Source organism: Bradyrhizobium sp. 87 (assembly GCF_023073015.1).
Lineage (GTDB): Bacteria > Pseudomonadota > Alphaproteobacteria > Rhizobiales > Xanthobacteraceae > Bradyrhizobium > Bradyrhizobium canariense_D.
The window spans coordinates 459,667-484,766 of record NZ_JADPIQ010000148.1; the positions used below are offsets into that span (position 1 = coordinate 459,667).

At 64.4% G+C, this 25,100-nt stretch carries 21 protein-coding genes; 10 read left to right on the forward strand and 11 right to left on the reverse strand.

All coding sequences use genetic code 11. From position 1 onward, the window contains the following. The first annotated feature begins 66 nt into the window (after window positions 1-66). The 9 genes from IVB50_RS40575 to IVB50_RS40615 all read left to right on the forward strand — a co-directional run bounded on the left by IVB50_RS40575 (window position 67) and on the right by IVB50_RS40615 (window position 10,132). Entirely contained in the window at window positions 67-1,053 is a 987-nt protein-coding gene (locus IVB50_RS40575) for an ABC transporter ATP-binding protein (protein ID WP_085352225.1), read from the forward strand. After that, entirely contained in the window at window positions 1,050-2,039 is a 990-nt protein-coding gene (locus tag IVB50_RS40580; protein WP_018457038.1) for an oligopeptide/dipeptide ABC transporter ATP-binding protein, read from the forward strand. The genes IVB50_RS40575 and IVB50_RS40580 overlap by 4 nt, the downstream gene beginning before the upstream one ends. Window positions 2,040-2,120: 81 nt before the next feature. After that, complete coding sequence (locus IVB50_RS40585) at window positions 2,121-3,926, forward strand: gamma-glutamyltransferase family protein (RefSeq protein WP_018457039.1); 1,806 nt, start codon at window positions 2,121-2,123, stop codon at window positions 3,924-3,926. A gap of 9 nt (window positions 3,927-3,935) precedes the next feature. Further along, window positions 3,936-4,646: a DUF1028 domain-containing protein gene (locus IVB50_RS40590; protein WP_085362288.1), complete on the forward strand. Its 711-nt coding sequence runs from the start codon at window positions 3,936-3,938 to the stop codon at window positions 4,644-4,646. Next, window positions 4,643-5,632: an ABC transporter ATP-binding protein gene (locus tag IVB50_RS40595; protein ID WP_085362287.1), complete on the forward strand. Its 990-nt coding sequence runs from the start codon at window positions 4,643-4,645 to the stop codon at window positions 5,630-5,632. The genes IVB50_RS40590 and IVB50_RS40595 overlap by 4 nt, the downstream gene beginning before the upstream one ends. Next, a complete protein-coding gene (locus tag IVB50_RS40600) occupies window positions 5,632-6,732 on the forward strand; it encodes a dipeptide ABC transporter ATP-binding protein (RefSeq protein ID WP_018457042.1) in 1,101 nt (366 codons plus the stop codon). The genes IVB50_RS40595 and IVB50_RS40600 overlap by 1 nt, the downstream gene beginning before the upstream one ends. 23 nt (window positions 6,733-6,755) lie before the next feature. Beyond that, complete coding sequence (locus tag IVB50_RS40605; protein ID WP_026233287.1) at window positions 6,756-8,267, forward strand: ABC transporter substrate-binding protein; 1,512 nt, start codon at window positions 6,756-6,758, stop codon at window positions 8,265-8,267. Between the two features lie 31 nt (window positions 8,268-8,298). After that, window positions 8,299-9,240 carry an ABC transporter permease gene (locus IVB50_RS40610; protein ID WP_018457044.1) on the forward strand — a complete coding sequence of 314 codons (942 nt, stop codon included), beginning with the start codon at window positions 8,299-8,301 and terminating at the stop codon, window positions 9,238-9,240. Between the two features lie 4 nt (window positions 9,241-9,244). Continuing rightward, a complete protein-coding gene (locus IVB50_RS40615; RefSeq protein WP_247300237.1) occupies window positions 9,245-10,132 on the forward strand; it encodes an ABC transporter permease in 888 nt (295 codons plus the stop codon). On the opposite strand, the gene IVB50_RS40620 is transcribed toward IVB50_RS40615, so the two are convergent. The 9 genes from IVB50_RS40620 to IVB50_RS40660 form a co-directional block, all read right to left on the reverse strand. Beyond that, a complete protein-coding gene (locus tag IVB50_RS40620; RefSeq protein WP_085352145.1) occupies window positions 10,129-10,875 on the reverse strand; it encodes a hypothetical protein in 747 nt (248 codons plus the stop codon). The two genes, IVB50_RS40615 and IVB50_RS40620, sit on opposite strands and share 4 nt — an antisense overlap. Window positions 10,876-10,884: 9 nt before the next feature. Beyond that, window positions 10,885-12,135 (reverse strand): adenylate/guanylate cyclase domain-containing protein, encoded by a 1,251-nt coding sequence (locus IVB50_RS40625; protein WP_018457047.1) that lies wholly within the window; start codon window positions 12,133-12,135, stop codon window positions 10,885-10,887. Continuing rightward, window positions 12,132-12,521 carry a response regulator gene (locus tag IVB50_RS40630; RefSeq protein WP_018457048.1) on the reverse strand — a complete coding sequence of 130 codons (390 nt, stop codon included), beginning with the start codon at window positions 12,519-12,521 and terminating at the stop codon, window positions 12,132-12,134. Before IVB50_RS40630 ends, IVB50_RS40625 begins: the two co-directional genes overlap by 4 nt. Then, on the reverse strand, window positions 12,518-15,115 hold the full coding sequence (locus IVB50_RS40635) for an ATP-binding protein (protein WP_247300240.1): 2,598 nt from the start codon (window positions 15,113-15,115) through the stop codon (window positions 12,518-12,520). Before IVB50_RS40635 ends, IVB50_RS40630 begins: the two co-directional genes overlap by 4 nt. A gap of 141 nt (window positions 15,116-15,256) precedes the next feature. After that, complete coding sequence (locus IVB50_RS40640; RefSeq protein WP_026233289.1) at window positions 15,257-18,352, reverse strand: MexW/MexI family multidrug efflux RND transporter permease subunit; 3,096 nt, start codon at window positions 18,350-18,352, stop codon at window positions 15,257-15,259. Between the two features lie 76 nt (window positions 18,353-18,428). Beyond that, a complete protein-coding gene (locus IVB50_RS40645) occupies window positions 18,429-19,622 on the reverse strand; it encodes an efflux RND transporter periplasmic adaptor subunit (protein ID WP_018457051.1) in 1,194 nt (397 codons plus the stop codon). A 1-nt stretch (window position 19,623) separates the two neighbouring features. Continuing rightward, window positions 19,624-20,325 carry a TetR/AcrR family transcriptional regulator gene (locus IVB50_RS40650; protein ID WP_085352143.1) on the reverse strand — a complete coding sequence of 234 codons (702 nt, stop codon included), beginning with the start codon at window positions 20,323-20,325 and terminating at the stop codon, window positions 19,624-19,626. An 89-nt stretch (window positions 20,326-20,414) separates the two neighbouring features. Beyond that, window positions 20,415-21,005 carry a thiamine pyrophosphate-dependent enzyme gene (locus IVB50_RS40655; RefSeq protein ID WP_085362286.1) on the reverse strand — a complete coding sequence of 197 codons (591 nt, stop codon included), beginning with the start codon at window positions 21,003-21,005 and terminating at the stop codon, window positions 20,415-20,417. Further along, the gene (locus IVB50_RS40660; RefSeq protein WP_247300242.1) at window positions 21,002-21,556 is read right to left on the reverse strand and encodes a phosphonopyruvate decarboxylase; all 555 of its coding nucleotides are present in this window, start codon (window positions 21,554-21,556) and stop codon (window positions 21,002-21,004) included. Before IVB50_RS40660 ends, IVB50_RS40655 begins: the two co-directional genes overlap by 4 nt. A 107-nt stretch (window positions 21,557-21,663) precedes the next feature. Between IVB50_RS40660 and IVB50_RS40665 the strand changes: the two genes are divergently transcribed. Then, entirely contained in the window at window positions 21,664-22,884 is a 1,221-nt protein-coding gene (locus IVB50_RS40665) for a cytochrome P450 (RefSeq protein ID WP_018457055.1), read from the forward strand. A gap of 137 nt (window positions 22,885-23,021) precedes the next feature. On the opposite strand, the gene IVB50_RS40670 is transcribed toward IVB50_RS40665, so the two are convergent. Both IVB50_RS40670 and IVB50_RS40675 read right to left on the reverse strand, forming a co-directional pair. After that, on the reverse strand, window positions 23,022-23,885 hold the full coding sequence (locus IVB50_RS40670) for a sugar phosphate isomerase/epimerase family protein (protein ID WP_247300244.1): 864 nt from the start codon (window positions 23,883-23,885) through the stop codon (window positions 23,022-23,024). Continuing rightward, window positions 23,885-25,090, reverse strand: coding sequence for a dihydrodipicolinate synthase family protein (locus tag IVB50_RS40675; protein WP_247300246.1), 1,206 nt, complete (start codon window positions 25,088-25,090; stop codon window positions 23,885-23,887). The genes IVB50_RS40670 and IVB50_RS40675 overlap by 1 nt, the downstream gene beginning before the upstream one ends. Window positions 25,091-25,100: the final 10 nt, after the last annotated feature.

Below are 25,100 nucleotides of genomic sequence, written 5' to 3' on the forward strand. Positions count from 1 at the left end.
TCGGATGAGCGAGACTTGGATGAGCATGATTCGGATGAGCAAAACCTGGATGAGAGCGTCTCGCTCATGACCGACCCCATCCTCTCCGTGCGTAATCTTCAGGTCGAGTTCGCCTCCCGCCGCGGCACGCTACGCGCCATCGATGGCGTCTCCTTCGACATCGCCAAGGGCGAGGTACTCGGCGTGGTCGGCGAATCCGGCGCCGGCAAGTCCGTCACAGGCTTGGCTGTGATCGGCCTGATCGATCCGCCGGGCCGCATCGCCGGCGGCGAGATTCGCCTTGCGGGCCTGCGCATCGACAATTTGCCGGCGGAGGAGCTGCGCCGTATCCGGGGAAAGCGGATCGGCATGATCTTCCAGGACCCCCTCACCTCGCTCAATCCGCTCTACCGCGTCGGCGACCAGCTCATCGAGACGATCAGAACGCATCTGAACCTGTCCGAGACCGCCGCCCGCCGCCGAGCCATCGACCTGCTCGCCGAAGTTGGAATCCCGGCTCCGGAAAAGCGCATCGACGGCTATCCGCACGAATTCTCCGGTGGCATGCGCCAGCGCGTGGTGATTGCGCTCGCGATCTGCGCCGAACCGGAGCTGATCATCGCCGACGAGCCGACCACCGCGCTCGACGTTTCCGTGCAGGCGCAGATCATCTCGCTGATCAAGCGTCTCGGCCGCGATCACGGCACTGCGGTGATGCTGGTGACCCACGACATGGGCGTGATCGCCGAGACCTCCGACCGGGTCGCGGTGATGTATGCCGGCCGCGTCGCCGAGATCGGTCCGGTGCAGGACGTGGTCAGGAACCCGCTGCACCCCTACGCCAAGGGCCTGATGGGCGCGATCCCGACGCTTGCCGGCGACGACAAGCGTCTGGTGCAGATCCCCGGCTCCATGCCGCGCCTGTCGGCGATCCCGCGCGGCTGTTCGTTCAATCCGCGCTGCGCATTCGCATTCGACCGATGCCGCGTGGAGAGGCCGGAGCCGCTGCCGCGCGGCACGCAAGCCGTCGCCTGCCATCTCTATGACGGCGTGCCGGCGGAGAGCGCGGCATGAGCGCTCCCTTCATCCAGGCCACGAATCTGCGCCGCGTCTTCGACGTCTCGAAACCCTGGCTCAACCGCATGCTCGAAGGCGGGCAGCTCGAATATCTCAAGGCCGTCGATGGCGTCACCTTCGACATCAGGAAGGGCGAGACCTTTGCACTGGTCGGCGAATCCGGCTCGGGCAAGACCACGGTGGCGCGGATGGTCGTCGGCTTGCTGCCGCCAAGCTCCGGCAACGTCTTGATCGACGGCATCTCAATGACCGATCCGCGGCAGGCCCAGGCGCGGCGGAAACTGCGCCGCCGCATCCAGATGATCTTTCAGGATCCCTATGCGAGCCTGAACCCACGCTTCCGAGTCGACGCCATCATCTCCGAGCCAATCCGCGCGTTCGACCTGATCGAGGGCGAGCGCGACATCCAGGCGCGGGTCGGAGAGCTTCTCACCCTCGTCGGCCTGCATCCCGACGACAGGTTGAAATTTCCGCACGAATTCTCGGGCGGCCAGCGTCAGCGCATCGCGATCGCGCGCGCGCTCGCCTCCGACGCGGAGTTTATCGTCTGCGACGAGCCGACCTCCGCGCTTGACGTCTCCGTGCAGGCGCAGATCCTGAACCTGATGCGCGACCTCCAGGACAAGTTCGGCTTGACCTACATGTTCATCAGCCACAACCTCGCCGTCGTCCGCCACATGGCGAGCCGCGTCGGTGTGATGTATCTCGGCCGCATCGTCGAGATCGCGGAAGGGCGCGAGCTGTTTGCCCATCCGCGCATGCCCTATACCAAGATGCTGCTTGGCGCCGTGCCTGATCTTGCCATGAGCGGCCGCCAGCGCATCCCCGTGAAGGGCGAGATCCCGAACCCGATCAACCCGCCGTCCGGGTGCGCCTTTAATCCGCGCTGCCCGCTGGCGTTCGATCTCTGCCGTAGGGAAGCACCTGAATTGATCGACGGCGTCGCCTGCCACGCGGTCAACACCGCGCCGGTACCGGCGTGACGCGCGCGTGCCATGCAGCCTGCGCATTTGGCGGCGGCCTGGCCCTGTGATCAATTGCGCGCGCCGCAAATGAGGTAGTCCATGGCCAGCATCGTCAATCCCGATCCCTTCACGACACGCCCCGAGATCGAAGGCACCTTCGGGGTCGTTGCGACCACGCACTGGATCGCGACCGCTATCGGGATGGCCCTTCTGGAAAAGGGCGGCAATGCCTTTGACGCCGGCGTCGCCACCGCTTTCACGCTCCAGGTGGTCGAGCCGCATCTGAACGGCCCCGGCGGCGACGTTCCGATCATCGTGCACGACGTGAAGCGCGGCCGCACCGAGGTGATCTGCGGCCAGGGCCCGGCACCGGCCCGCGCCACCATCGCGCATTACAAGAGCGAAGGCCTCGACATGGTGCCCGGCACCGGCCTGCTCGCGGCCTGCGTCCCCGGCACCTTCGAATCCTGGATGATGCTGCTCCGTGACTACGGCACGATGCGCGTGCGCGATGTGCTGGAGCCCGCGATCTCCTATGCGCGCGACGGCTATCCGCTGGTCGAGCGCGCCTGCGCCACGATCCAGACCGTCGAGCAATTATTCCGCACGCACTGGCCGACATCGGCCGCCGTCTATCTCCCGAACGGCGAAGTGCCAAAGCCCGGCACGCTCTTCACCAACAAGACACTTGCGGCGACCTATGCGCGAATCCTGAGCGAGGCCGAAAGCGGCGGCGGCGGCCGCGATGCCGAGATCGAGCGCGCACGCAAGGCTTGGTCGCAGGGCTTCGTCGCGGAAGCCATCGACAAATTCTGCCGGACGCAGGACGTGATGGACGTCAGCGGCTCGCCGCATCGCGGTGTGCTGTCGGCCGACGACATGGCGCGCTGGCAGCCGACGGTCGAGGCTCCGCTCACCTACGATTATGGCCGCTACACGGTCTGCAAGGCCGGGGTCTGGAGCCAGGGTCCCGTGACGCTGCAGCAACTCGCGCTGCTGAAGGGCTTTGCCCTCGATGGGCTCGATCCGACCGGACCGGAGTTCATCCATCTCCAGATCGAATGCGCAAAACTCGCCTTTGCCGATCGCGAAAAATTCTACGGCGACCCCAAGTTCAGCGAAATCCCGATCGCAACGCTGCTGTCAGATGCCTATAACGACGAACGTCGTAAGTTGGTTACCGAGAAAGCTTCGCTCGATCTCCGGCCCGGCACGGTCGAGGGCCTTGGCGGCGTGGTCAAGCTGCGCCGAGCTGAGGGCCAGCGCGAGGCCGTCGGCGCGCTCGGCGCCGGCGAGCCAACCGTGGGGCGCTTCGGCGAGGTGCGCGGCGACACCGTGCATTTCGACATCATTGACAAGGTCGGCAACATGGTGTCCTCGACGCCGTCGGGAGGCTGGCTGCAATCCTCGCCTGTCATTCCCGAGCTGGGTTTCTGCCTCGGCAGCCGCGCACAAATGTTCGATTTGGAGGAGAACCAACCGAGCTCGCTCGCGCCGGGCAAACGGCCCCGCACCACGCTGTCGCCGACCATGGCACTGCGCGACGGCGAGCCTTATCTCGCCTGGGGCTCGCCCGGCGGCGACCAGCAGGACCAGTGGATCACGCAGTTTTTCCTCCGACACGTCCACTGCAATCTCAATCTCCAGGAGTCGATCGACGCGCCGGCCTGGCATTCCGAGCATTTCCCGATCTCGTTCTGGCCCCGCACCGCGCGCCCCGGCGTGCTCGTGATCGAGAACCGCGTGCCGAAGGCGACGATCGAGAACCTGCGTGAGCGCGGACATATCGTCGAGGTCGGTCCGGACTGGTCCGAAGGCCGCCTCACCGCGGCCTCGCGCGTCGGTCCGCGCCGCCGCGCCGCCGCCAATCCGCGCGGCATGCAGGGCTACGCCGCAGGACGCTAAAGGCAGCACATGACCTGGTCGATCATCGCGCGCGATTCTGCTACCGGCCAGTTTGGCATCGCCGTTGCCACGCGCTTCTTCGCCGTCGGCGCGCGTGTCCCCTACATCGCGGCGGGCCTTGGCGCCATCGCGACGCAGGCTTTCGTCAATCCTTATTACGGTATCGACGGCGTCAAGCTGCTGCGTGAGGGCCTCAACGCGCACGACGTGCTGGCCGCCCTGCTCGCGACCGACGACGGCCGCGAGAGCCGCCAGATTCACATCATGGACGCCAGCGGCGCGATTGCTGCGCATACCGGGCGCGACTGCGTGGATTGGTGCGGGCACATTGCGGGCAGCGGCTTCTCGATCGCCGGCAACATGCTCGCGGGCGCCGACGTGCTCGACGAGACCGCAAAAACCTATATCGCCAATGACAGCCTGCCCTTCCCGCGCCGCCTGCTTGCCGCGCTGCGCGCGGGCGAGGCCGCTGGCGGCGACAAGCGCGGCAAGCAGTCCGCCGCGCTCCTGATCCACGGCGAGGAGGAATGGCCGGCGCTGGACCTGCGCGCCGACGATCATCCCGATCCGCTCGGCGAGCTCGAGCGGCTCGAGCGCGTCAGCCACGAACTCTGGGTCCACTTCCGCGTTTCCATGCCAACCCGGCAGAACCCTGCCGGCAACACCGATCGCAGCGTCATCGACGCCAGCATCGCCGCAGCGCGCGCAATACGCTCATGAACCCGAGCCCCCTCATCGAGATCAGCGATCTGCGCATTCGTTTTCACGGCGACGACGGCCGCGTCACCCATGCGGTCGACAGCGTCGATCTCAGCGTCGCCAATGGCGCGACGCTCGGCCTCGTCGGCGAATCCGGCTGCGGCAAGAGCGTGACGTCGCTGGCGATCATGGGCCTGCTGCCGAAGCAGAGCGCGGAGATCTCCGGCGCGATCCGCTTCGACGGTTTCGACCTGCTTAAGACGTCGGACCAGACGCTGCGGGACCTCCGCGGCAACCGGCTCGCGATGATCTTTCAGGAGCCGATGACCTCGCTCAATCCGAGCTTCACCATCGGCGACCAGATCATCGAGACGATTTTGCGCCACCGCGGCGGTTCGCGCAGGAGTGCGCGCGAGCGGGCGATCGATCTGCTGCGTCGCGTCCACATCCCCTCGCCCGAGCGGCGGATCGACGAATATCCGCACAAGCTCTCCGGCGGCATGCGCCAGCGCGTCATGATCGCGATGGCGCTCGCCTGCGACCCGCGGCTGCTGATCGCGGACGAGCCGACCACCGCGCTCGATGTCACGCTGCAGGCGCAGATCCTGGAGCTGATGCGCGAATTGAAGGCGGCGAGCGGCGCTGCCATCATCCTGATCACCCACGATCTCGGCGTCGTCGCCGAAGTCTGCGACGAGGTCGCGGTGATGTATGCCGGCGAGATCGTCGAGCGCGCGCCGGTGGACGAGCTGTTCTCAGCGCCGCAGCATCCCTACACCGTCGGCCTGCTCGGCTCGATCCCGCGGCTTGACCATCGCGCCGACCAGCTCGCCACGATCGAGGGCATGGTCCCGAACATGATGCAGCCGCCCGCGGGATGCCGCTTCGCCGCACGCTGCCCCTTCGTGCTGGACGCCTGCACCAAGGCGCCGCCCCCGCTGCTCGAAGTCAGCCCCGGCCACCTCTCGCGCTGCCTGCGCGCCCCGCTCGAACGTCTGGTGTCGTGATGGCTCTGCTCGAGGTTCAGGGTCTGCTCAAGCATTTCGTCGCCGAGCGTTCGCTGTTCGGCCGGGCGCTGGCGCATGTCAAAGCCGTCGATGGCGTTTCCTTCTCGCTCGATGCCGGCAAGACGCTAGCGCTGGTCGGTGAATCCGGCTGCGGCAAATCCACCGTTAGCCGCCTGGTGCTGCGGCTGATCGAGCCGGATGCAGGCACGATCCGTTTCGAAGGCCGCGATCTGCTCTCGCTCGACGCCGGCGCACTGCGCGCCTTTCGCCGCGAGGCGCAGATCATCTTCCAGGACCCCTACGCCTCGCTCAATCCGCGCATGACCGTCGGCCAGATCCTGACCGAGCCGCTGGCGCTGCACAATCTGGTGCCGCCCGCCCGGCGGCGCGAACGCGTCGAGGAGATCCTGCGGCTGGTCGGGCTGGAGCCGCGGCTGGCGCGTCGTTACCCGCACGAGTTTTCCGGCGGCCAGCGCCAGCGTATCGCCATCGCCCGCGCGCTCGCGGTCGAGCCGAAACTGATCATCTGCGATGAGCCGGTCTCGGCGCTCGACGTCTCGATCCGCTCGCAGATCCTCAATCTGCTGCGCGAGCTGCAGGACCGGCTCGGGCTGGCCTACATTTTCGTCTCGCACGACCTCGCGGTGGTCAAGCACATCGCCGACCACGTGGCGGTGATGAATCTCGGCCAGATCGTCGAGACGGCGGCGGCGGACGCGCTGTTTGCCGCACCGCGTCATCCCTACAGCCGGGCTCTATTGTCCGCGATTCCCGTGCCTAAACCGCGGGCAAAGCGCAGCCGCATTGTGCTGCAGGGCGAAATCCCCAGCGCGCTCAATCCGCCGCCGGGATGCCGCTTCCACACCCGCTGCCCCTACGTGGTCGACCGTTGCCGCAACGAAATGCCTCAGCTCGTGCAGGATGGCATCGGACATGCAACGGCATGCCACCGAACGTCGGAACTGCCGTCGTCCGAGGCGATCGTCCCAACGGACGGCGGCTTCTCCCCGGTTCTCGAAAAATTGGTCGCCGCCTTCAGCGGCGGCCCGGAAGCAGTCCGCGGCAGCGGGGTTAGTTCATTGGGGACGAACCCGGCATAGCCGTAAAACAGAGGTTGAGAGCGATGAGTCCTATGCGTTTGGCACTCCTGGCGTCGGCATTGCTGACGTCGCTCGTAGGCGCGGCCCAAGCCCAGACCACACTTCGCATCGGCATCGCCGAGGATCCTGACATCCTCGATCCCAGCATCGGCCGCACCTATGTCGGCCGCATCGTGTTCTCCGCCTTCTGCGACAAGCTGTTCGACATCGACGAGAAGCTCAACATCGTGCCGCAGCTCGCGCTGTCGCATGAGACCTCGCCCGACGGCAAGGAGATGACTATCAAGCTCCGGCCCAACGTGAAATTCCACGACGGCGAGCCGCTCGACGCGGAAGCCGCAAAGTTCTCGATCGAGCGTCACATGACGCTGCCGACCTCGTTCCGCAAGTCTGAGCTCGCCAGCGTCGACCATGTCGAAATCGTAGACCCTCTGACCATCAAGCTGGTGCTTAAGACACCTTACTCCCCGCTGATCGCCCAGCTGACCGACCGCTCCGGCATGATGGTGTCGCCGAAGGCTGCCAAGGAGGCCGGCGACAAGTTCGGCCTGCATCCGGTCTGCGCCGGTCCCTACAAGTTCGTCGAGCGCGTGCAGCAGGACCGCATGGTCTTCGAAAAATTCGCCGACTATTGGAACAAGGACAACATCCATATCGACCGGGTGGTCTTCCTGCCGATCGTTGACGCCACGGTGCGCCTTGCCAACCTGAAGTCCGGCGGACTCGATCTGATCGAGCGCGTGCTCGCCACCGACATCAAGGACGTGCGTGCGGATTCGCGGCTCGTGCTGTCGACGGCACCGGAGCTCGGCTATTACGGCCTGACCGTCAATATCGGCAACGACAAAGCAAAGGGGCCGCTCAGCCAGTCGGCGAAAGTACGCCAAGCGCTCGATCTGTCGATCGATCGCGAAGCTCTCAACCAAGTTGTCTTTAACGGCGAGTTCACCCCAGGCAATCAATGGGTCAGCCCGACACATCCCTATTACCAGAAGGCGTTCCCGGTCCACGGCCGCGACGTCGCGAAGGCCAAGGCGCTGCTGAAGGAAGCGGGCATCACCTCGCCGGTGACCGTCGACTACATGATCCCCAAGGGCGCGGAGAACGAAGCGGTTGCCCAGGTGATCCAGTCGATGGCGGCGGAAGCGGGCTTCGACATCAAGATCCGCGCGGTCGAATTCGCGACCACCTTCAAGCAGGCCCAGGCCGGCGAGTTCCAGATCTTCCAGATCAACTGGAGCGGCCGCATCGATCCCGACGGCAACTCCTACATCTTCATGCGCAGCAAGGCACCGCAGAACGATGGCGTCTATTCGAACCCGGAAGCCGACAAGCTGATGGAAGACGGCCGGCTGACCGCCAAATTCGATGAGCGCAAGGCGATCTACGAAAAGCTGACCGGGATCGTGCTCAACGATTTGCCGATCATCTACATCTACCACCGCACGCTTCTGATTGCGCACACGACCAAGCTCCAGGGCTATAAGCAGATGCCAGATGGCCTCGTGCGCGTGGTCGGGCTGAAGTTCAAGTGAGCGTGGCCTCGCCTGACACGCGGCCGGCGCCATGCTGAACTTCCTCGCCCGCCGCATCGCGCAGATCGTGCCGACACTGTTCTTCGTGTCGGTGCTGATCTTCTCGCTCCAGCAATTGTTGCCAGGTGATCCAGCGCTGGTGATGGCCGGTGAGGAGCGCGATCCCGCCGTGATCGAGCAGATCCGCCAGCAATACCGGCTCGATCAGCCGATCCCCGTGCAGTACGTTTATTGGCTCAAGGGCGTTCTATCAGGCAATTTCGGTGAATCGCTGCGCAACAAGATGCCGGTGCGCGAGCTGATCGCGCAGAAGCTGCCGGTGACGCTCCAGCTCGGCTCGATGGCAATGTTGATCGCGCTCTTGATCGGCATTCCCGCCGGCATCGTCTCCGCCGTGAAAAGGGGCACCGTCTGGGATTATGGTGCCAATTTGTTCGCGCTGTGGGGCATCTCGACGCCGAATTTCTGGCTCGGCATCATGCTGATCTTCCTGTTCTCGATCGAACTCGGCTGGCTGCCGGCGTCCGGCTACGTGCCGTTGACTGAGAACTGGCGCGCGAGCCTCGCCGCCACCATCATGCCGGCCTTCGTGCTCGGCAACGCAATTTCCGCGGTCCTAATGCGGCACACCCGGAGCGCCATGCTGCAGGTGCTGGAAAGCGACTATGTCCGCACCGCGCGCGCCAAGGGATTGTCCGAACGCTCGGTCATCCTCAAGCACGCCATGCGCAACGCACTCACGCCAATCATTACGCTCGGCGCGCTCGAGCTCGGCACGCTCTTGTCGGGCGCGGTTCTGACTGAGCAGATCTTCTCCATTCCGGGCTTCGGCAAACTGATCGTGGACGCCGTGTTCAACCGCGACTACGCGGTGGTACAGGGCGTCGTGCTGGTGACGGCGACGGTCTACATCACACTGAACCTGGTTGCCGATGTCGCCTACATCCTCGTCAATCCGCGGCTACGGGGCTAGACTCATGACCGATGCCGCCCTGCCCGCTGCTCCCATCGCGCAAGCTGACGAGCTGGACAGCCCGGCGCGTCGCGCCCGGCGGCGCCTGTTCAAACGCAAGGCCGCAGTGTTCGGACTTGTCATGATCAGTTTGTTCGTCGGCTTCGCGGCTCTCGCGCCGCTCGTCGTTCCCTACGATCCCATCGCGACGAGCTGGAGCCTGGTTCGCAAGCCGCCCACGACGGCGCACTGGTTCGGCACCGACGAGCTCGGTCGCGACATCCTGAGCCGCGTCCTCTACGGCGCTCGCGCCTCGCTGCTCGCCGGCCTCACCTCGGTGGCGATCGCTCTGGGCGTCGGCGTTCCGCTCGGCCTGCTTGCCGGCTATCGCGGCGGCTTCGTCGATGCACTGATCAGCCGGATGACCGACGCGATGCTGGCCTGCCCATTCCTGATCCTGGCGATCGCACTCGCCGCATTCCTCGGTCCGAGCCTTGGCAACGCCATGATCGCGATCGGCATCTCGGCAACCCCGATTTTCATCCGCCTGACCCGCGGCCAGGTGCTGGTTGTCAAGGCTGAGGACTATGTCGAGGCGGCGCGCGCGCTCGGCAATCCGCCGTGGCGGATCGCGTTCTCGCACATCCTGCCGAACATCCTGCCGGCGCTGCTGGTGCAAGCGACGCTGTCGATTGCGGCCGCCATTATCGCCGAAGCCGCGCTGTCCTTCCTTGGCCTCGGCCAGCAGCCGCCGGCGCCATCCTGGGGCAGCATGCTCAACGCAGCGCAGCGCTTCCTGACCCAGGCGCCGTGGATGGCGATCTGGCCGGGGCTTGCGATTTTCCTCGTGGTGCTGTCGCTGAACCTGCTCGGCGACGGCCTGCGCGACGCGCTCGATCCACGCCAGCGCTAGATCACGACCTCGCGCATCACGCGGCGGCAATCCATCTCGTATTCGAGATCGACCACCGGCGGCCGGGCATAGTGCCAAGTCAGGCCGGACCGCAACGCCCCGCGGCGGACGAGTTCGTCGACCAGCGCGTGGTGGAAGTCGTGCACGGAATAGGCCTGCACGCCGGTCGTGTCCTTCCAGCCGAAGCCGAAGGCCGTCATCCTGTTCTCCATCTGGGACGTCGTCGTGAAGCGCACCTTCTCGCGAAGGCCTTCCGGGCTGAGGTCGCGGTAGCGCACGGTGCGCTCGACATAGGTCCCGCCGCCCTCGCGCGCCTCGGCGCCGCCGGAAATCACGAAGCTCGGCGTCTTCGAGCTTGTCGGCCGCGTGAAGGAGAACGCGTAGAACGACGGCTCGGCCGGTGGATCGATCTCTGGACAGACATTGCTGCGCGCCACCGGATTGGTGGTGCCGTCGAAGATGCCCCATTCGGACAACGTCTTCACATAGTGCAGGTTGAACGCGCGAAAACCTTCTTCGCTGAAGGCCGCGGGCGACCGCAGTTCGCAAGCGCAGAAGGCCGTCAGCGGCCGCCCCGCCTCCTGGATATGCTTCGCGGCAAGCGCAAAGCCTTCGGCGAGCGGCACCAGCCGGTCGAAGCGGACGCGCTCGATCTCATAGCCGTCGTCCGCGGCCGCACCGGCCGAATACTGGAATACGGACGGAATGAAACGATAGTTGCCGGCGGAGAATTCACCAATCATGTCGGACTCCTATTCCAGTTGCATGCGAATGCCCTTGTCGCCGTTAAGCAGGCGCTTCAGGTGAAAGCCGGCCAGGGAATCGCCGGCATGCATGCCGACCAGCGCCGCGAAAGCCGGCATGGCGGCGGCATCCCCGGCTTCCATCTTGGCAAAAGCTTCGGAATACAGCGCCGTTTCCGGCGCAGCGAATTGGGCCGGCGTCAGCGGCTCGAACGCGCGCAACGCTTCGCTGCGTCCGCGCAGCATTAGCTCCCCGACGGGACGACCTCGAAAATTCTCAGCCGCCTCGGCGATGCCGGCACTGACGCAAATCCGCGTGCCCAGATGCTTGTTCGCGGCTTCCAGTCGCGCCGCGATGTTGATGGAGTCGCCATACGCGGTGTAGTCGAAAAACCGGTTGCCGCCGAAATTTCCGACCAGTGCCGGCCCGGCGTGAATGCCGATGCGGGTGGTGCCGAAATTCACCCCTCTCGGCTTCCAGCGCGCGGAAAAATCCTCCGCCCAGGCGTCGAGCTCGTGCGCGCAGGCAACCGCACGCGTCGCATAATCGGGCTGATCTCCGGGCGCATTGAAGAGCACCTGGATTGCATCGCCGATGATCTTGGCAACCGTCCCCTCATGCGTGAAGACGATTTCGGTCATGCCGCCGACATATTCGTTGAGAAGCGCGCCCAGCGTCTCCGGCGGCGCACTCTCGACCAGCGAGGTGAAGCCCGTTATATCCGTGAAGATGGTCGCGATATCGCGCCACTGCACTTCGATTCCCTCGCTCTCACCGCCGGCCGCCAGACGCTTGGCGAGCTCGGGCGAGAAATGACGCGAGAGCGCGGCGTGAGCGCGCTCGGCTTCCGTCTGGCGGCGCCGCACCTCCCGCAGCATCTCGATATGGCGGATGGTCTTCTCGATCGTCATCTCCAGGTCGGCGAAATCGATCGGTTTGGTCAGAAAGTCGAACGCGCCGCGGTTCATCGCAGTGCGAATGTTGCTCATATCGCCATAGGCCGACAAGATGATGGTGGACTTCTTGTCGTCCGCTTCCTGGAGCTTCGCCAGCAGCGACAACCCATCCATCCTTGGCATGTTGATGTCGGAGACCACCATGTCGACATGCGGATTCTGCTCGAGCGATTGCAACGCCTCGACGCCGTCTCGCGCGAACATGATGGTCACCGACCCATCGCGAATCTGCTTGCGGAATTTTTGCAGGACCAACGCCTCGAGATCCGGCTCGTCGTCGACGAAGAGGATGGTCGCGGTCATGCGGCTTTCTCGAGCCTTGTGTCGATTTCCTGCCGCAGCAGCGCGAAATCGATCGGCTTGGTGAGGAGTGCGACCGCGCCGCGCTCGATCGCCTTCCGGCGCGTCTCGGCGTCGCCATAGGCGGTGATCATGATGACGGGAACGTCCGGATGCGCAAGACGCACCTTCGGCAGCATGTCGAGCCCGCTCATGCCGGGCATGTTGATGTCGGACAAAATCAGGATCAACGAGGGATCGCGCACCTCGGCGGCGAGCTTCAGCGCATCGGGTGCCGACGACGCGAATTCCATCTGGAAGCGGCCGGCGCGCAAATCGCGCCGAAACTGCTGCCGGAACAGCGCCTCGACGTCGGGCTCGTCATCGACGACCAGGATGTAAACGTTCAAGTCTTGCCTCCGGAAGTGCCGTCCGCCGCCATTACGCGCGGCAGGGTGATGATGAATTCGGTGAATACGCCTGGTGCGGTGTTCACGTCGATCGTGCCGCCGTGCTGTTTCACCACGATGTCATGGCTCATGGAAAGGCCGAGCCCGGTGCCCTCGCCGGCCGGCTTGGTGGTGAAGAAGGGATTGAACATCTTCTCCTTCACCTCGGACGGGATCCCGGTGCCGTTGTCGCGAATGCGGATTTCGACCCTGTCGCCGAGCGTTCTGGTTGCTGCGCGCAGGGTGGGCTCGAAGGCGTCTGCGGCGCTCTCCTTGCGCTGGGCAGTGGCGTAGAAGCCATTCGAGATCAGATTGAGGACGACTCGCGTAATTTCCTGCGGATAGATATCGACCATGCCTGCGGCGGGGTCGAAGCCGCGCTCTATCGTGACGTTGAAGCCAGGCTTCTCGGCTCGCGCGCCGTGATAGGCGAGGTTGAGGCTTTCCTCGACGATGGCATTGATGTCCGCCGGACGGCGCTCGCCGGAGCCCTCGCGCGAATGCAGGAGCATGTTCCTGACGATGGAATCGGCGCGCTTGCCGTGCTGCACCACCTTTTCGAGGTTGCTCCTGAGCATGCCAGTCAGCTCGTCGACCTCCGCCTTCGTCTTGCCGTCGAGCGAGGCCGCCTGCAGCGCCTCGTTGAGCTCGTCGATCAACTCGGTCGACACCGCCGAGAAATTGTTGACGAAATTGAGTGGGTTCTTGATCTCGTGCGCGATTCCCGCCGTGAGCTGGCCGAGCGACGCGAGCTTCTCGGTCTGGACCAGGCGGTCCTGCGCGGTGCGAAGATCGTCGAGGGATTGCGACAGCTCCGTCGTGCGCTTGCGCAATTCGTTCAGCAGTCGCGTATTCTCGATGGCGATGACGGCTTGCTTCGTGAAGTTCTCAACCAACGCGATTTGCTTGTCGGTGAACGGCCGGACCTCCTTGCGATAAACCGCGACGGTTCCGATCAGCTCGCTTTCCCTCATCATGGGCACGATTACGATCGTACGGGCGCCGGCGACGTCTGAGATTCCACGAATGGTCGGACCTCCGGCAAGATAGGCCGGAGTTTGTTGCACATCGTGAACGTGGACGACTTGACGTGTTCTGACGACCACGGCAAGCGCGCTCTCCGGATGGGGACGGATCGCCATATCTTTCCGCGAAGCCGCGAACGCAGGCGGCACATTGTAGTCCGCAGCAATTGTGAAATTCTCTCCATCCCACAAATTCATGACGCCGAAACTCGCGCCACAGACTCGTGTGGCATTCTCGAGCATCTTGTGGAACACCGGTGCGAGTTCGCCCGGAGACGAACTGATGACCTGCAACACTTCCGACGTCGCCGTCTGCTGCTCGAGCGACTCGGTCAACTCGGCGGTTCTCACCTCGACCTTCTTCTCCAGGTCCGCATAGGATTCCTGCAGGCGCTCGCCCATGTCATTGAACTGGTCCGCGAGCCCCTCCAGTTCGTCTCCGGTTCGGATCGAGATGCGCTGGGAGAAATCGCCACTGCCGATGCGCTCGGCACCGCTGCGCAGCGCCTGGATCGGCCCGACCATGCGGCGCGCGAGGAATATCCCGGCAAGCACCGCGAAGATCGACGCCGCGAGCAGCACGAATGCAAGCCGTTCCAACGCGGCATAGAGCGTCGCATAGGCCTCCTCGACCGGGAGCTCGACGAACATGGTCCAGTGCAGCGGCGCGATCGGGGCCGACGCGGTCAGCACCGTCTGTCCCTGGAGATTGCGCGCTTCGGAAAGCGGGTCGAACGCGGCGCTGCCTCCGGCAAGCGCGGCGCGCACCTGGGTGAGACCAGACATGTCGGTGTTGCGCAGGACCAGGCTGATATCGGGGTGCGCGATCAGGCGTCCCTCCGGACCCACCACGTAGGCGTGTCCGTGCTCGCCGACCTTGATCTGGGACACGACGTCCCAGATCAGCTTGAGATTGACCTCCGCGATAGTGACGCCGGCATCCTTGCGCGACCCAGCCTGCGCCAGGGTCATATACGGCTCGGACTCCCTGCGGAAATAGACCGGACCGTAATAGACCTTGTGCGCGACCGCCTCGGTAAACTTCGGATCCTCCGACAGGTCGATCCCGCTGTCGGTCGCGTCCATGGCAAGCCGCGAGACCCGCAGCCGCTCCTTGCCGGTCGCATCGACCTGCGCGAGCTCGGTGACCGCAGGGACCTGGCGCAGCAGCCGCAGCGCATCGAAGCGGCGCTGCTCGAGCGACCCCACCGACCAGGGCAGCTGCGTGGTCCAGCCGAGCTGGCTCTCGATCTCCTTGACGAACTGACCGATCTTGGCAGCGGCAGCCTCGGCCTGTTCATGCTGAACCCGGATCAGCGCGGCCTTGTGCTCGCCATAATAAAAGACGACCTCGAACAGGCCGTTGGCCAGCAGCGCGATCGCGACGACGGCCACGAACAACGCGACATATTTGGCGAACAGCCGCGTCCTGATCCCCTGCCCCGGCATCGTACCGGACGCGACGCCATCCCCCGCGGCGCTCGGCAGCGTCCGTGCTTGCGGGGTGTCGGGATGGAGGGGAAGGCTCATCCCGCTGAACCTAGCAAGAAGACCGGACCTTGTCTCTCGCGAGCGCGGGAAAGCCTGATGGCAGCCGGGCCCCCGAGGCAAATAGAAAAGGGCGGCAGCGGATTGGCCGCTGCCGCCCTCGGGTTCGCTTTATCGGTGGCCTCAGGTCGGCCGCAGCGCCTTGGCGTTGAGGTCGAGGTCGTTGACCTGCTTGTTCCGCTCGGAATCGGCCGCCGCGCGATGGTCGGTCGCCAGCACCACGTAGACCGCCGGCAACACGAACAGCGTGAACAACGTGCCGATCGACATGCCGGCCACGACCACCAGACCGATCGAGAAGCGGCTGGCGGCCCCTGCGCCGGTCGCGGTCAGGAGCGGGATCAGGCCCGTCACCATCGCGGCCGTGGTCATGAGGATCGGCCGCAGACGAATACGGGCCGACATTTCGATGGCGGAGCGGCGATCGAGCCGCTCGTTGATCTGGAGCTCGTTGGCGAACTCCACCATCAGGATGCCGTGCTTGGTGATCAGGCCCACCAAGGTCAGCAGGCCGACCTGGGTGTAGATGTTCATGGTCGCCACGCCGAAGAACAGCGGGATCAGTGCGCCAACGATCGCCATTGGCACCGAGATCATGATGACCAGCGGATCGCGCAAGCTCTCGAACTGCGCCGCCAGCACCAGGAAGATGATGATCAGCGCGAAGCCGAAGGTGATCGCGAGCTGGTTGCCTTCCTGCACATACTGTCTGCTGTCAGCCAGATAAGCATGGCTGAAGCCTTGCGGCAGGTTTTTGGCCTCGCTCTCGAGGAAGTCGACCGCCGCACCGACGGTCACGCCGGGCATCGGCACGGCCGAGAAGGTCGCTGAATTGAGCTGATTGTAATGTGTCAGCGAATTCGGCTCGGTCTTGGTCTCGATCGACACAACCGTCGAGAGCGGAAGCTGCTGGCCGGTATTGGTGGTCACGTAGTAGCCGGCGAGCGATTCCGGCGAGAGCCGCTGGCCGCGCGGCACCTGCGGGATAACTTGATAGGAACGGCCCTCGAGGTTGAAGCGGTTGATGTAGTTGCCGCCGAGCAGCACCGCGAGCGTGCTGCCGAGGTTCTGCATGTTGACGCCGAGATCCTGCGCCTTGGTGCGGTTGATCGTCACCTTCACGTTCGGCTGGTTGTAGGCAAGATCACTGTCGGAGACGATGAACATTCCGCTCTTGCGGGCGGCGGCCTTCAGCTTCTCCATCTGTTCGTAGACAGTCTGGAAGCTGGCGGTGGAGTTGATCACCATCTGCACCGGGAGGCCGCCCGGACCGCCCGGCAGCGGCGGCAGGTTGAAAGCGAACGCCTGCACGCCCTCGATCTTGGAAAGCTCGGCCTGCACCAGCGACTTCAGCTGGATCGACGAGCGCTTGCGCTCCTCCCAGGGCTTGAGCAGCATGCCGGCGATACCGCCCTGCGGGCCGTTGATGCCGTTCAGCACGAAGCGCAGATCGGTCTCGGGGAATTTCTGGAATTCCTTGTCGAGCTTCTCGCCGTAAAAATCGACGTAGTCGATATTGGCGTATTTCGGCGCCTTGGTCACCGCGAACACGATACCCTGGTCTTCCTCAGGCGCCAGCTCCTTCGACGTGTGCATGTAAAGGAAGCCGACGAGCCCGAGGATGGTCACCGCAAACAGGCCGGTGATGGCCTTGTAGTCGAGCGAGCGGTCGAGCCTGCGCCCGTACCACCGCGTCAGCGCGCCAAACACCTTGTTGACGAACTTGGCGAAGCGCCCCTCTTCCGTGTTCTTCAGCAGCACCGAGCACATCATCGGCGAGAGCGTCAGCGCGATCACGCCGGACACGATCACCGAGCCCGCAAGTGTGAAGGCGAATTCGCGGAACAGCGAGCCGGTCAGACCGCCGAGGAAACCGATCGGCGCGTACACGGCTGCGAGCGTGATGGTCATCGAGACGACGGGACCCACGATTTCGCGCGCGCCTTCCAGCGACGCCTGGACCGGCGTTTTCCCTTCCTCCAGATGACGATGGATGTTTTCCACCACGACGATGGCGTCGTCGACCACGAGGCCGATCGCCAGCACCATCGCGAGCAGGGTCAACAGGTTGAAGCTGAAGCCCAGCGCCAGCATCAGCGTGCAGACGCCGATCATCGACAACGGGATGGTGACAACGGGAATGATGACCGAACGGAACGACGCCAGGAACAGGAAGATCACCACGATCACGATGATCACGGCTTCACCCAGTGTCTTCTCGACCTCGTCGATCGAGGATTGGATGAACTTGGTCGAATCGTAGGCGACCTTCATCTTCATCGACGGTGGCAGATTGCGCTCCAGCTCGGGGAATAGCGCCCGCACGCCCTTGACCAGCGTCAGCGGGTTGCCCTGCGGCGTCGCCTGCACACCGATGAAGATGGCGTGCTCGCCGTTGAAGGCGACGCTCGCGTCCGTGCTTTGGGCCGCAAGTTCGACGGTGGCGATGTCCTCCATCCGCACGAAGCCGCCGTCCTTGGCCTTGACGATCATCTTCTTGAACTGGTTGACGTCGGTCAGGCCCGTATTCGTCGATACGTTCGAGACGATGAGATAACCCTTGGTCTGCCCCGCCGCTGACTGGAAGTTGTTGGCAGTGATCGCGGTCGCGACATCCGCAGGCGACACGTTGCGGCCGGCCATCTTGAGAGGATCAAGCCACAGCCGCATCGCAAAGGTCTGGCCGCCGAGAATGTCGGCGGAGGCGACGCCGTCGACGGTCGACAGCACCGGTTGCACAACGCGCGTCAGGTAGTCGGAGATCGCCGAGCCCGACAGCTCTTCGGACGAGAATCCGAGATACATCACGGCCGTGGTCTGGCCCGTGGTCTTGGTGACGATGGGATCGTTGGATTCCTTCGGAATCAGGTATTTGACCGAGTTCGTCTTGGCCAGAACCTCGGTCAGCGCCTGGTTCGGATCGAAGTTCAGCTTGATGTAGACCTGGATCGTCGAGGTGCCGAGCACCGAGGACGAGGTGATGTAATCGACACCTTCGGCGGAGGCGACCGCCTGCTCGATCGGCGTGGTGATGAAGCCCTGGATCAGGTCCGCGGACGCGCCCGGATAGACGGTCGTGATGTTGATGACCGTGTTCGACAGCTTCGGATATTGCCGGATCGGCAGCGTCGTCGCCGCGCGCAGGCCGATCAGCAGGATCAGCAGGCTGACGACGACCGACAGGACCGGGCGTTTGATGAAAATATCAGTAAAGCGCATCGCGGCGATCTCGATTTCTTTGACTTGCAAAGCGCGTGACCCGGCCGTGCCGGATCATGCTGCAACGTGTACGATGTCAGTAGCGCGGCGGCTGCGCCGGGATCTGCGGAGCCGGGTCGGTCGAAATCGACACCGCCGCGCCCGATTGCAGCTTGAGCTGGCCGACGGCGACGACCTTGTCGCCCGGCTTCACGCCCTTGACGATTTCGACGCGGCCTTCGACCCGGTTGCCGGTCTGCACGAAAGTGCGCACCGCGCTCAGGCTGGTCTTGCCGTCGGCTTCCTTCTTCTCGGTGATCACGAACACCGAGTCGCCGTACAGCGTGTAGTCGACCGCCGTCTCCGGCACGGTGACTACGGCCGGCTTGTCCGGCAGCACCACCGTGGTGGTCACGAACATGCCGGGCTTCAGGATCTTCTCCGGATTAGCGATGGTCGCCTGCACGCGGATGTTACGGGTGTCGGTCGAGATCTGCGGCTCGATCGTGGTGATTTTGGCGTCGAAGGTGCGGCCGGGATAGGCGTCGACCTTCAGCCGGACCGGTTGACCGACCTTGAGGCTGCCCGAGTCCTTTTCCGTCACCGTGAAGTTGGCCCACAGCTCCGACAGATCCGTCAGCGAAACGATGGCCGTGCCGGCGGTCAGATACTGGCCGACCTCGACCTTGCGGACGCCGAGATCGCCGGAAAACGGCGCGCGGACCAGCTTCTGCGAGATCAACGCTTCGGTCTTGGCGATACCCGCCTGCGCCTGATCGTACGCGGCCTGCGCGGTGTCGACGGTTGCCTGCGGCCCGAACTGGCGCGACGCCAGTTGCTTGGCGCGATCGAGCGACAGCTGTGCGACGGTGGCCTGCGCCTTGTAATTGGCGAGGTCGCCCTGCTCCGGCGCGTCGAACATCTGCACGAGCGGTGTGCCGGCCTCGACATGCGTGCCCGGCTCGAACTTGATCTCGGTGACACGGCCGTTGACGTCGGCGCTGACGTCGACCTGGTGCACGGCGGCGAGACCACCGACGGCGGTCAACAGGTTCGGCACCACCTCGGACTTCGCCTCGGCGGCGCTGACCGCGACCGGCGGCGGCTTGTTGTTGGCGAAGAACTGCTTGATCATCTGGCCGCGGAAATAATTGAACCAGACGAGGCCACCGACGAGCACGGCCAGAAGCGTGCCGACGACGATGAACCAGAGCACCGGCCGGACCGGACGCTTGGGAGCCTTGTTGTCGATCGGTTCGCCCGAAATCTTGTGTTCGGTCACGATGTTCATGTCATGCACTTTCTGCAATCGCCGTCTTGCCCGCACAACTGGCCTGATCGCGGCCCAAATGCGAAACAATTGCGGCGTCGTTAAGTCCGATACCCCTCAGGAGAAACTCACAGAGCTGCCGCTCGAGGTCGTTCGCCTTGCCGTAAGCGAGACACGGCGTGGCCGGCAGCCTGGTCAGCGCAGCCGTCATCACGGTGTGATGCGCAAACCAGAACAGGTTGAGCGGTTCGCCGTTGTATGGCCGCGCGTCCCCCGCGGCAACCGCACGCTCGAGCGAGGCGACGAAGGCCGCCCCGATCAGCGCCTCGATCTTGGCATATAGCAACCGGGCAAATTCGCCATCCTCCAAATGACTCGTGGTCATCAGTCGCAGGCGCTGGGCCTCTTCCTGGTCGGGGCCATCGGCGATGTGCATGAAATGCCCGACCATGCCGCGGATCACTTCGACCAACGTAGCGGTCGACGGCTCACGTTCGAGCAGCTCCATGAGCGCCGGGTCCGCCTCGCATTCATCGCTGAGAATTTCGGCGTAAAGCGCGGCCTTGGACGGGAAATGCTTGAACAGCAGCGCTTCGGAAATGGCAGCGGCGGCCGCCACGCTCTTGGTCGTGGTGCCGGTATAGCCGTGTCGGGCAAAGCAACGCTTTGCGGCGCCGAGGATCAATTGACGCCTCAGGTCGCTCGTCATACGCAATGAGCTCATGCTAGTGAGTAAGCACTCACCCACGCAAAAGTCAAGCCGAATGGTGCGATGCAACCTACAAGAATCGTCTCTTAGAGGTATCCCAAGTTCTAAATCGGGCGGAAGCCGAGGTCGCCGCGGATCCGGTTGAGAATGTAAGTCCCATCCCGGCTGGGCAAAATGCGCTCCAGATTGGCGCTGTCGATCTTCACATTGGCAAAGCGCGGCCCGGCCGTGACGTCGTGGACGGATTTGGCGAAGGCCTCGACCTCGGCCATGGTCGTCACAGACCGGCTGTCTCCGATGCCGCAGGCTCTGGCGATGCCGACGAGGTCGGCGGCCACGGAAGTGTGGCTGGTCTGACCGCCGGTCTCACCATAGGCCTCGTTGTCGAGCACCGCGATCGAGAGATTGGACGGCTTTTGCAGACCGATAGTGGCAAGGCTGCCCATGCCCATCAGCATCTCGCCGTCGCCGGTGATGACCAGCACCGGCAATTTTGGCTGCGCCAGAGCGAGGCCCAACCCGATCATCGCCGCCCCGCCCATGCCGCCCCAGAGGTAGAAATTGCGCGCATGATCGCCGGCCGCGCACATGTCGTTGGTGGAGGCGCCGAGGCCGCCGATCGCAACCACGTCCTTGCGGTCCGCGAGAAGCGTGGACACCACCTGACGGCGGTCGAGGAGATTGGCCTTGCTCATTTGGTGAAAACCTTGGCGCCGATCAGGCGCTGCGACAGCAGGACGGCGGTGGGTGTGAGCGCGTTATAGGCCTGCGCGGCCGCCGCCTCTAACACGGCCGGCACCTCGGCTGCGTTAGACGCCCGCAGCACCTTGACACCCGAGAGCTCGAACACGCCCTGCGTGGTCGATCCCATCGGCACCTGCCATGGATTGAACTCGCCCCACTCGCCACGCATCGTCACCAGCGTGAGGAAGGGAAAGCGCAGGATCGGGATCAGCGAGAGCATGTTAATGCAATTGCCGACCCCGCTCGACTGCATCAACAGCACGCCGCGCTGGCCCCCCGTCCAGGCGCCGGCGAGAAGCGCCACGCCCTCCTCCTCCGTCGTGAGCGGAATGCCGCGCATCGTGGACGATGCCAGCACGCGCTGGATCAGCTTTGAATGGCCGGCGTCGGGCACGTAGGGCACCTGCCGAACGTCGAAGCGTTGCAAGGTCGCGAAAATATCGTCGGCCCAATGAGTGCTGGACTCGGCGGCCGTGTCGGCAGCGTCAGCGCGGGCGTGCATTTTCCTGTCCGGTCGGCTTGCAAATCGCGGCTCGACTGTAGACGGTGAACCGAGCCGCTCAAAAGAGCGAATACAGCATATCGGACTCAACCGGCGAGTATGGCGGCATGAACGCAAGTGCGAATGAACTGGCGGCCAGTTTCGATCTGGAACAGCTGACGGCGGAATTCTACCACAATCCCTACCCGACCTATCGTGCACTGCGGGAGAACGAGCCGGTCAAGCGCCTGCGCAACGGCACCGTGTTCCTGACCCGCTATGACGACCTCGTTACGACCTACAAGAACACAAAATCGTTCAGCTCGGACAAGAAGCGCGAGTTCGCGCCGAAATACGGCGACACCCCGCTCTACGAGCACCACACCACGAGCCTCGTCTTCAACGATCCGCCGGCGCATACCCGCGTGCGGCGTCTGATCATGGGCGCGCTGTCGCCGCGCGCGATCGCGGGGATGGAGCCTGACATCATCAAGCTGGTCGACGGCTTGCTTGACGCCATAGCCGCCAAAGGTGATTGCGAGCTGATCGAGGACTTCGCCGCCTCGATCCCGATCGAGGTGATCGGCAATCTGCTTGACGTGCCCCATGACGAGCGCGCGCCGCTGCGCGACTGGTCGCTGGCGATCCTGGGCGCCCTCGAACCGGTGGTGTCGCCTGAAGTGGCTGCCCGCGGCAACAAGGCGGTGACGGACTTCCTCGCCTACCTCCGAACGCTGGTCGCGCGCCGGCGCGAAAGGCCCGGCACCCCCGAGCGCGACGTGCTGACGCGCCTGATACAGGGTGAAGACAACGGCGAGCGGCTGACCGAGAAGGAGCTGCTGCACAACTGCATCTTCCTGCTCAATGCCGGCCACGAGACCACCACCAACCTGATCGGCAACGGCCTCGTGGCGCTCGACCGGAACCCGGATCAGAAGCGGCGGCTGATCGACAATCCTGAGCTGATCAAGACTGCGGTCGAAGAGATGCTGCGCTACGAGAGCTCGAACCAGCTCGGCAACCGCATGACCACGGAGCGGGTCGAACTCGGCGGCGTCATGCTCGAAGCCGGCACATCCATCACGCTCTGTATCGGCGCTGCCAACCGTGACCCCGCACAGTTTCCGGACCCGGAGAGATTCGACATCGCGCGCACGCCGAACCGGCATCTCGCCTTCGCCACCGGCGCGCATCAATGCGCCGGCATGGCGCTGGCACGATTGGAAGGCGCCATCGCGGTCTCGCGCTTCTTGGCGCGCTTCCCGAACTATGCCGTGAGCGGACAGCCGGTCAGGGGCGGACGGGTGCGGTTCCGCGGCTTTTTGAGCGTGCCCTGCGCGATCGGCTGAGGCATCAAAACAAAAAATCGCGAAAACAACCCCATGCACAGTAGAAGGTTACCGGCGCGGGATGGGCCAGCGATTCCGCGCAACCATTTGACATCCCAGGCCATCGGCGCCGCCGCGCGCAACAATTGCCGGAAGGCCTAAACCACCGTCTTGTGCCGCGCGATGCAGGTTTGCAGCACCTCGTCCAACGGTTTACCCCACCAGTCGTTGGAGAAGATTTCGATCTCCGAATAGCCGGCAAAGCCCTGCGCTTCGACCGCTGCGCGCACCGATTTGATGTCGATCACGCCGTCGCCCATCATCCCGCGGTCGTTGAGAATGTCCCTGGTCGGCACCAGCCAGTCGCAGACATGGAAGGCGAGCAGGCGATCTTGGCCGGCGCGGGCGATCTGCCCCATCAGCTCCGGATCCCACCAGATGTGATAGACGTCGAGCGCGACGCCCAGCATGCCGCTGCGATCGGGATCGAGCCGGTCGCAGATGTCGAGGGCCTGCTTCGTCGTGTTGACGCAGGCGCGGTCCGCCGCATAGGCCGGATGCAGCGGCTCGATCGCCAGCGGCAGCTTGGCCTGTTTGGCGTAATCGAGCATATCGGCGAGCGCCTCCTCGACCTGCGTCCGCGCGCCGGCAATGTCCTTCGACGCCTCGCTGCCCGGCCGCGAATATTGCGGCAGGCCGCCGACAACGAGCACGATGCAGGGGGCTCCCAGCGCCTTGGCTTCGTCGACGCAGCGCCGGTTGTCGTCGCGCACGTCGCCGCGCCGCGATGCGTCGGAGGTGAACAGACCGCCACGGCAATAGCCCGACAGGTCGAGACCGGCATCGCGCACCGCGCGCGCGGCGCGGTCGAGACCGACGGCGGCGACCTGATCGCGCCAGGGATCGATGGCGCGGATGCCGTGCCTTGCACAGGCCTCGATGATCTCGACGAGGTCACCCTGCTTGCGGATTGTCGCCGTGTTGAGCGACAGCCAACGATGGTCGGACGAGAAATCACGCATCAGGATTCGATTCCGTGCGTTGAGAGCACCGCCTGCATCCGCCGCGTCGCCAGCTCCGGATCGGCGAGCAGTCCGGCCTTGTCGGCCAGCCGGAACAGTTCGGCCAGATGCAGCGTCGAGCGCGTGCTCTCCTGCCCGCCGACCATGGTGAAGTGGTCCTGGTGGCCGTTGAGATAGGCCATGAAAACCACGCCGGTCTTGTAGAACCGCGTCGGCGCCTTGAAGATGTGCCGCGACAGCGGCACTGTCGGCCCCAGCACGTCGTGGAAGCCGGCTTCGTCACCCGCTGCCAGGCGCGACAAGGCGTAGGACGCCGCCGGCGCGATCGCGTCAAAAATGCCGAGCAGCGCGTGCGAAAAGCCTTCGACGTCGCCGGCGATCAGCTCCGCATAATTGAAATCGTCGCCCGTATACATCTTGATGCGCTTGTCGAGACGACGGCGCATGTCGATCTCGCGCTGCTTGTCGAGCAGCGATACCTTGACACCGTCGACCTTGGCGGCGTTGCCGTTGATGATGGCGACCGCAATATCCATCGCCTTGTCGAGATCGTTGGTGCCCCAATATCCCGTCAGCGCCGGATCGAACATGTCGCCGAGCCAGTGGATGATCACGGGCTCGCGAACCTGCGACAGCACGCGATCATAGACCTTTGCGTAATCGTCGGCATTACGGCCAAGCTTCGCCAGCGCGCGCGACGCCATCAAGATGATGCGGCCGCCGACCTTCTCGACCGCCCATGTCTGCTCCTCATAGGCGCGGATCACGTCGTCCATATTTCTGGCGTCCTCCACCGCGAGATGGTCGGTGCCCGCTCCGGAAAACACCAGCGCGTTGCGACGCTTGGCGGCAGACACCGAGCGCGTGATCAGCTCCAGCGAGGTCGGCCAGTCCAGCCCCATGCCGCGTTGCGCGGTGTCCATGGCTTCCGCAACGCCAAGCCCGAGGTCCCAGACGTGCTCGCGGAAGGCGATAGTCTTGTCCCAGTCGACAGCGGCGGAGAGCCACGGGTCGTTGTCGGCAAAGGGATCGGTCACGGTATGGACGGCCGAGAACGCGATGCGGCTCAGCGGCCCCTCGAGCTTTGCCGGAAACGTTCGCGAGGCCGCGAGCCGGTAGGTCTCGATCGAGCGATCGGCTTTCGGCAGCTTGAGCGACAGGGACGACGTTGACGGAACGGGCTTGGGCTGGACGGGCTTGTTCATTATTCCCTCC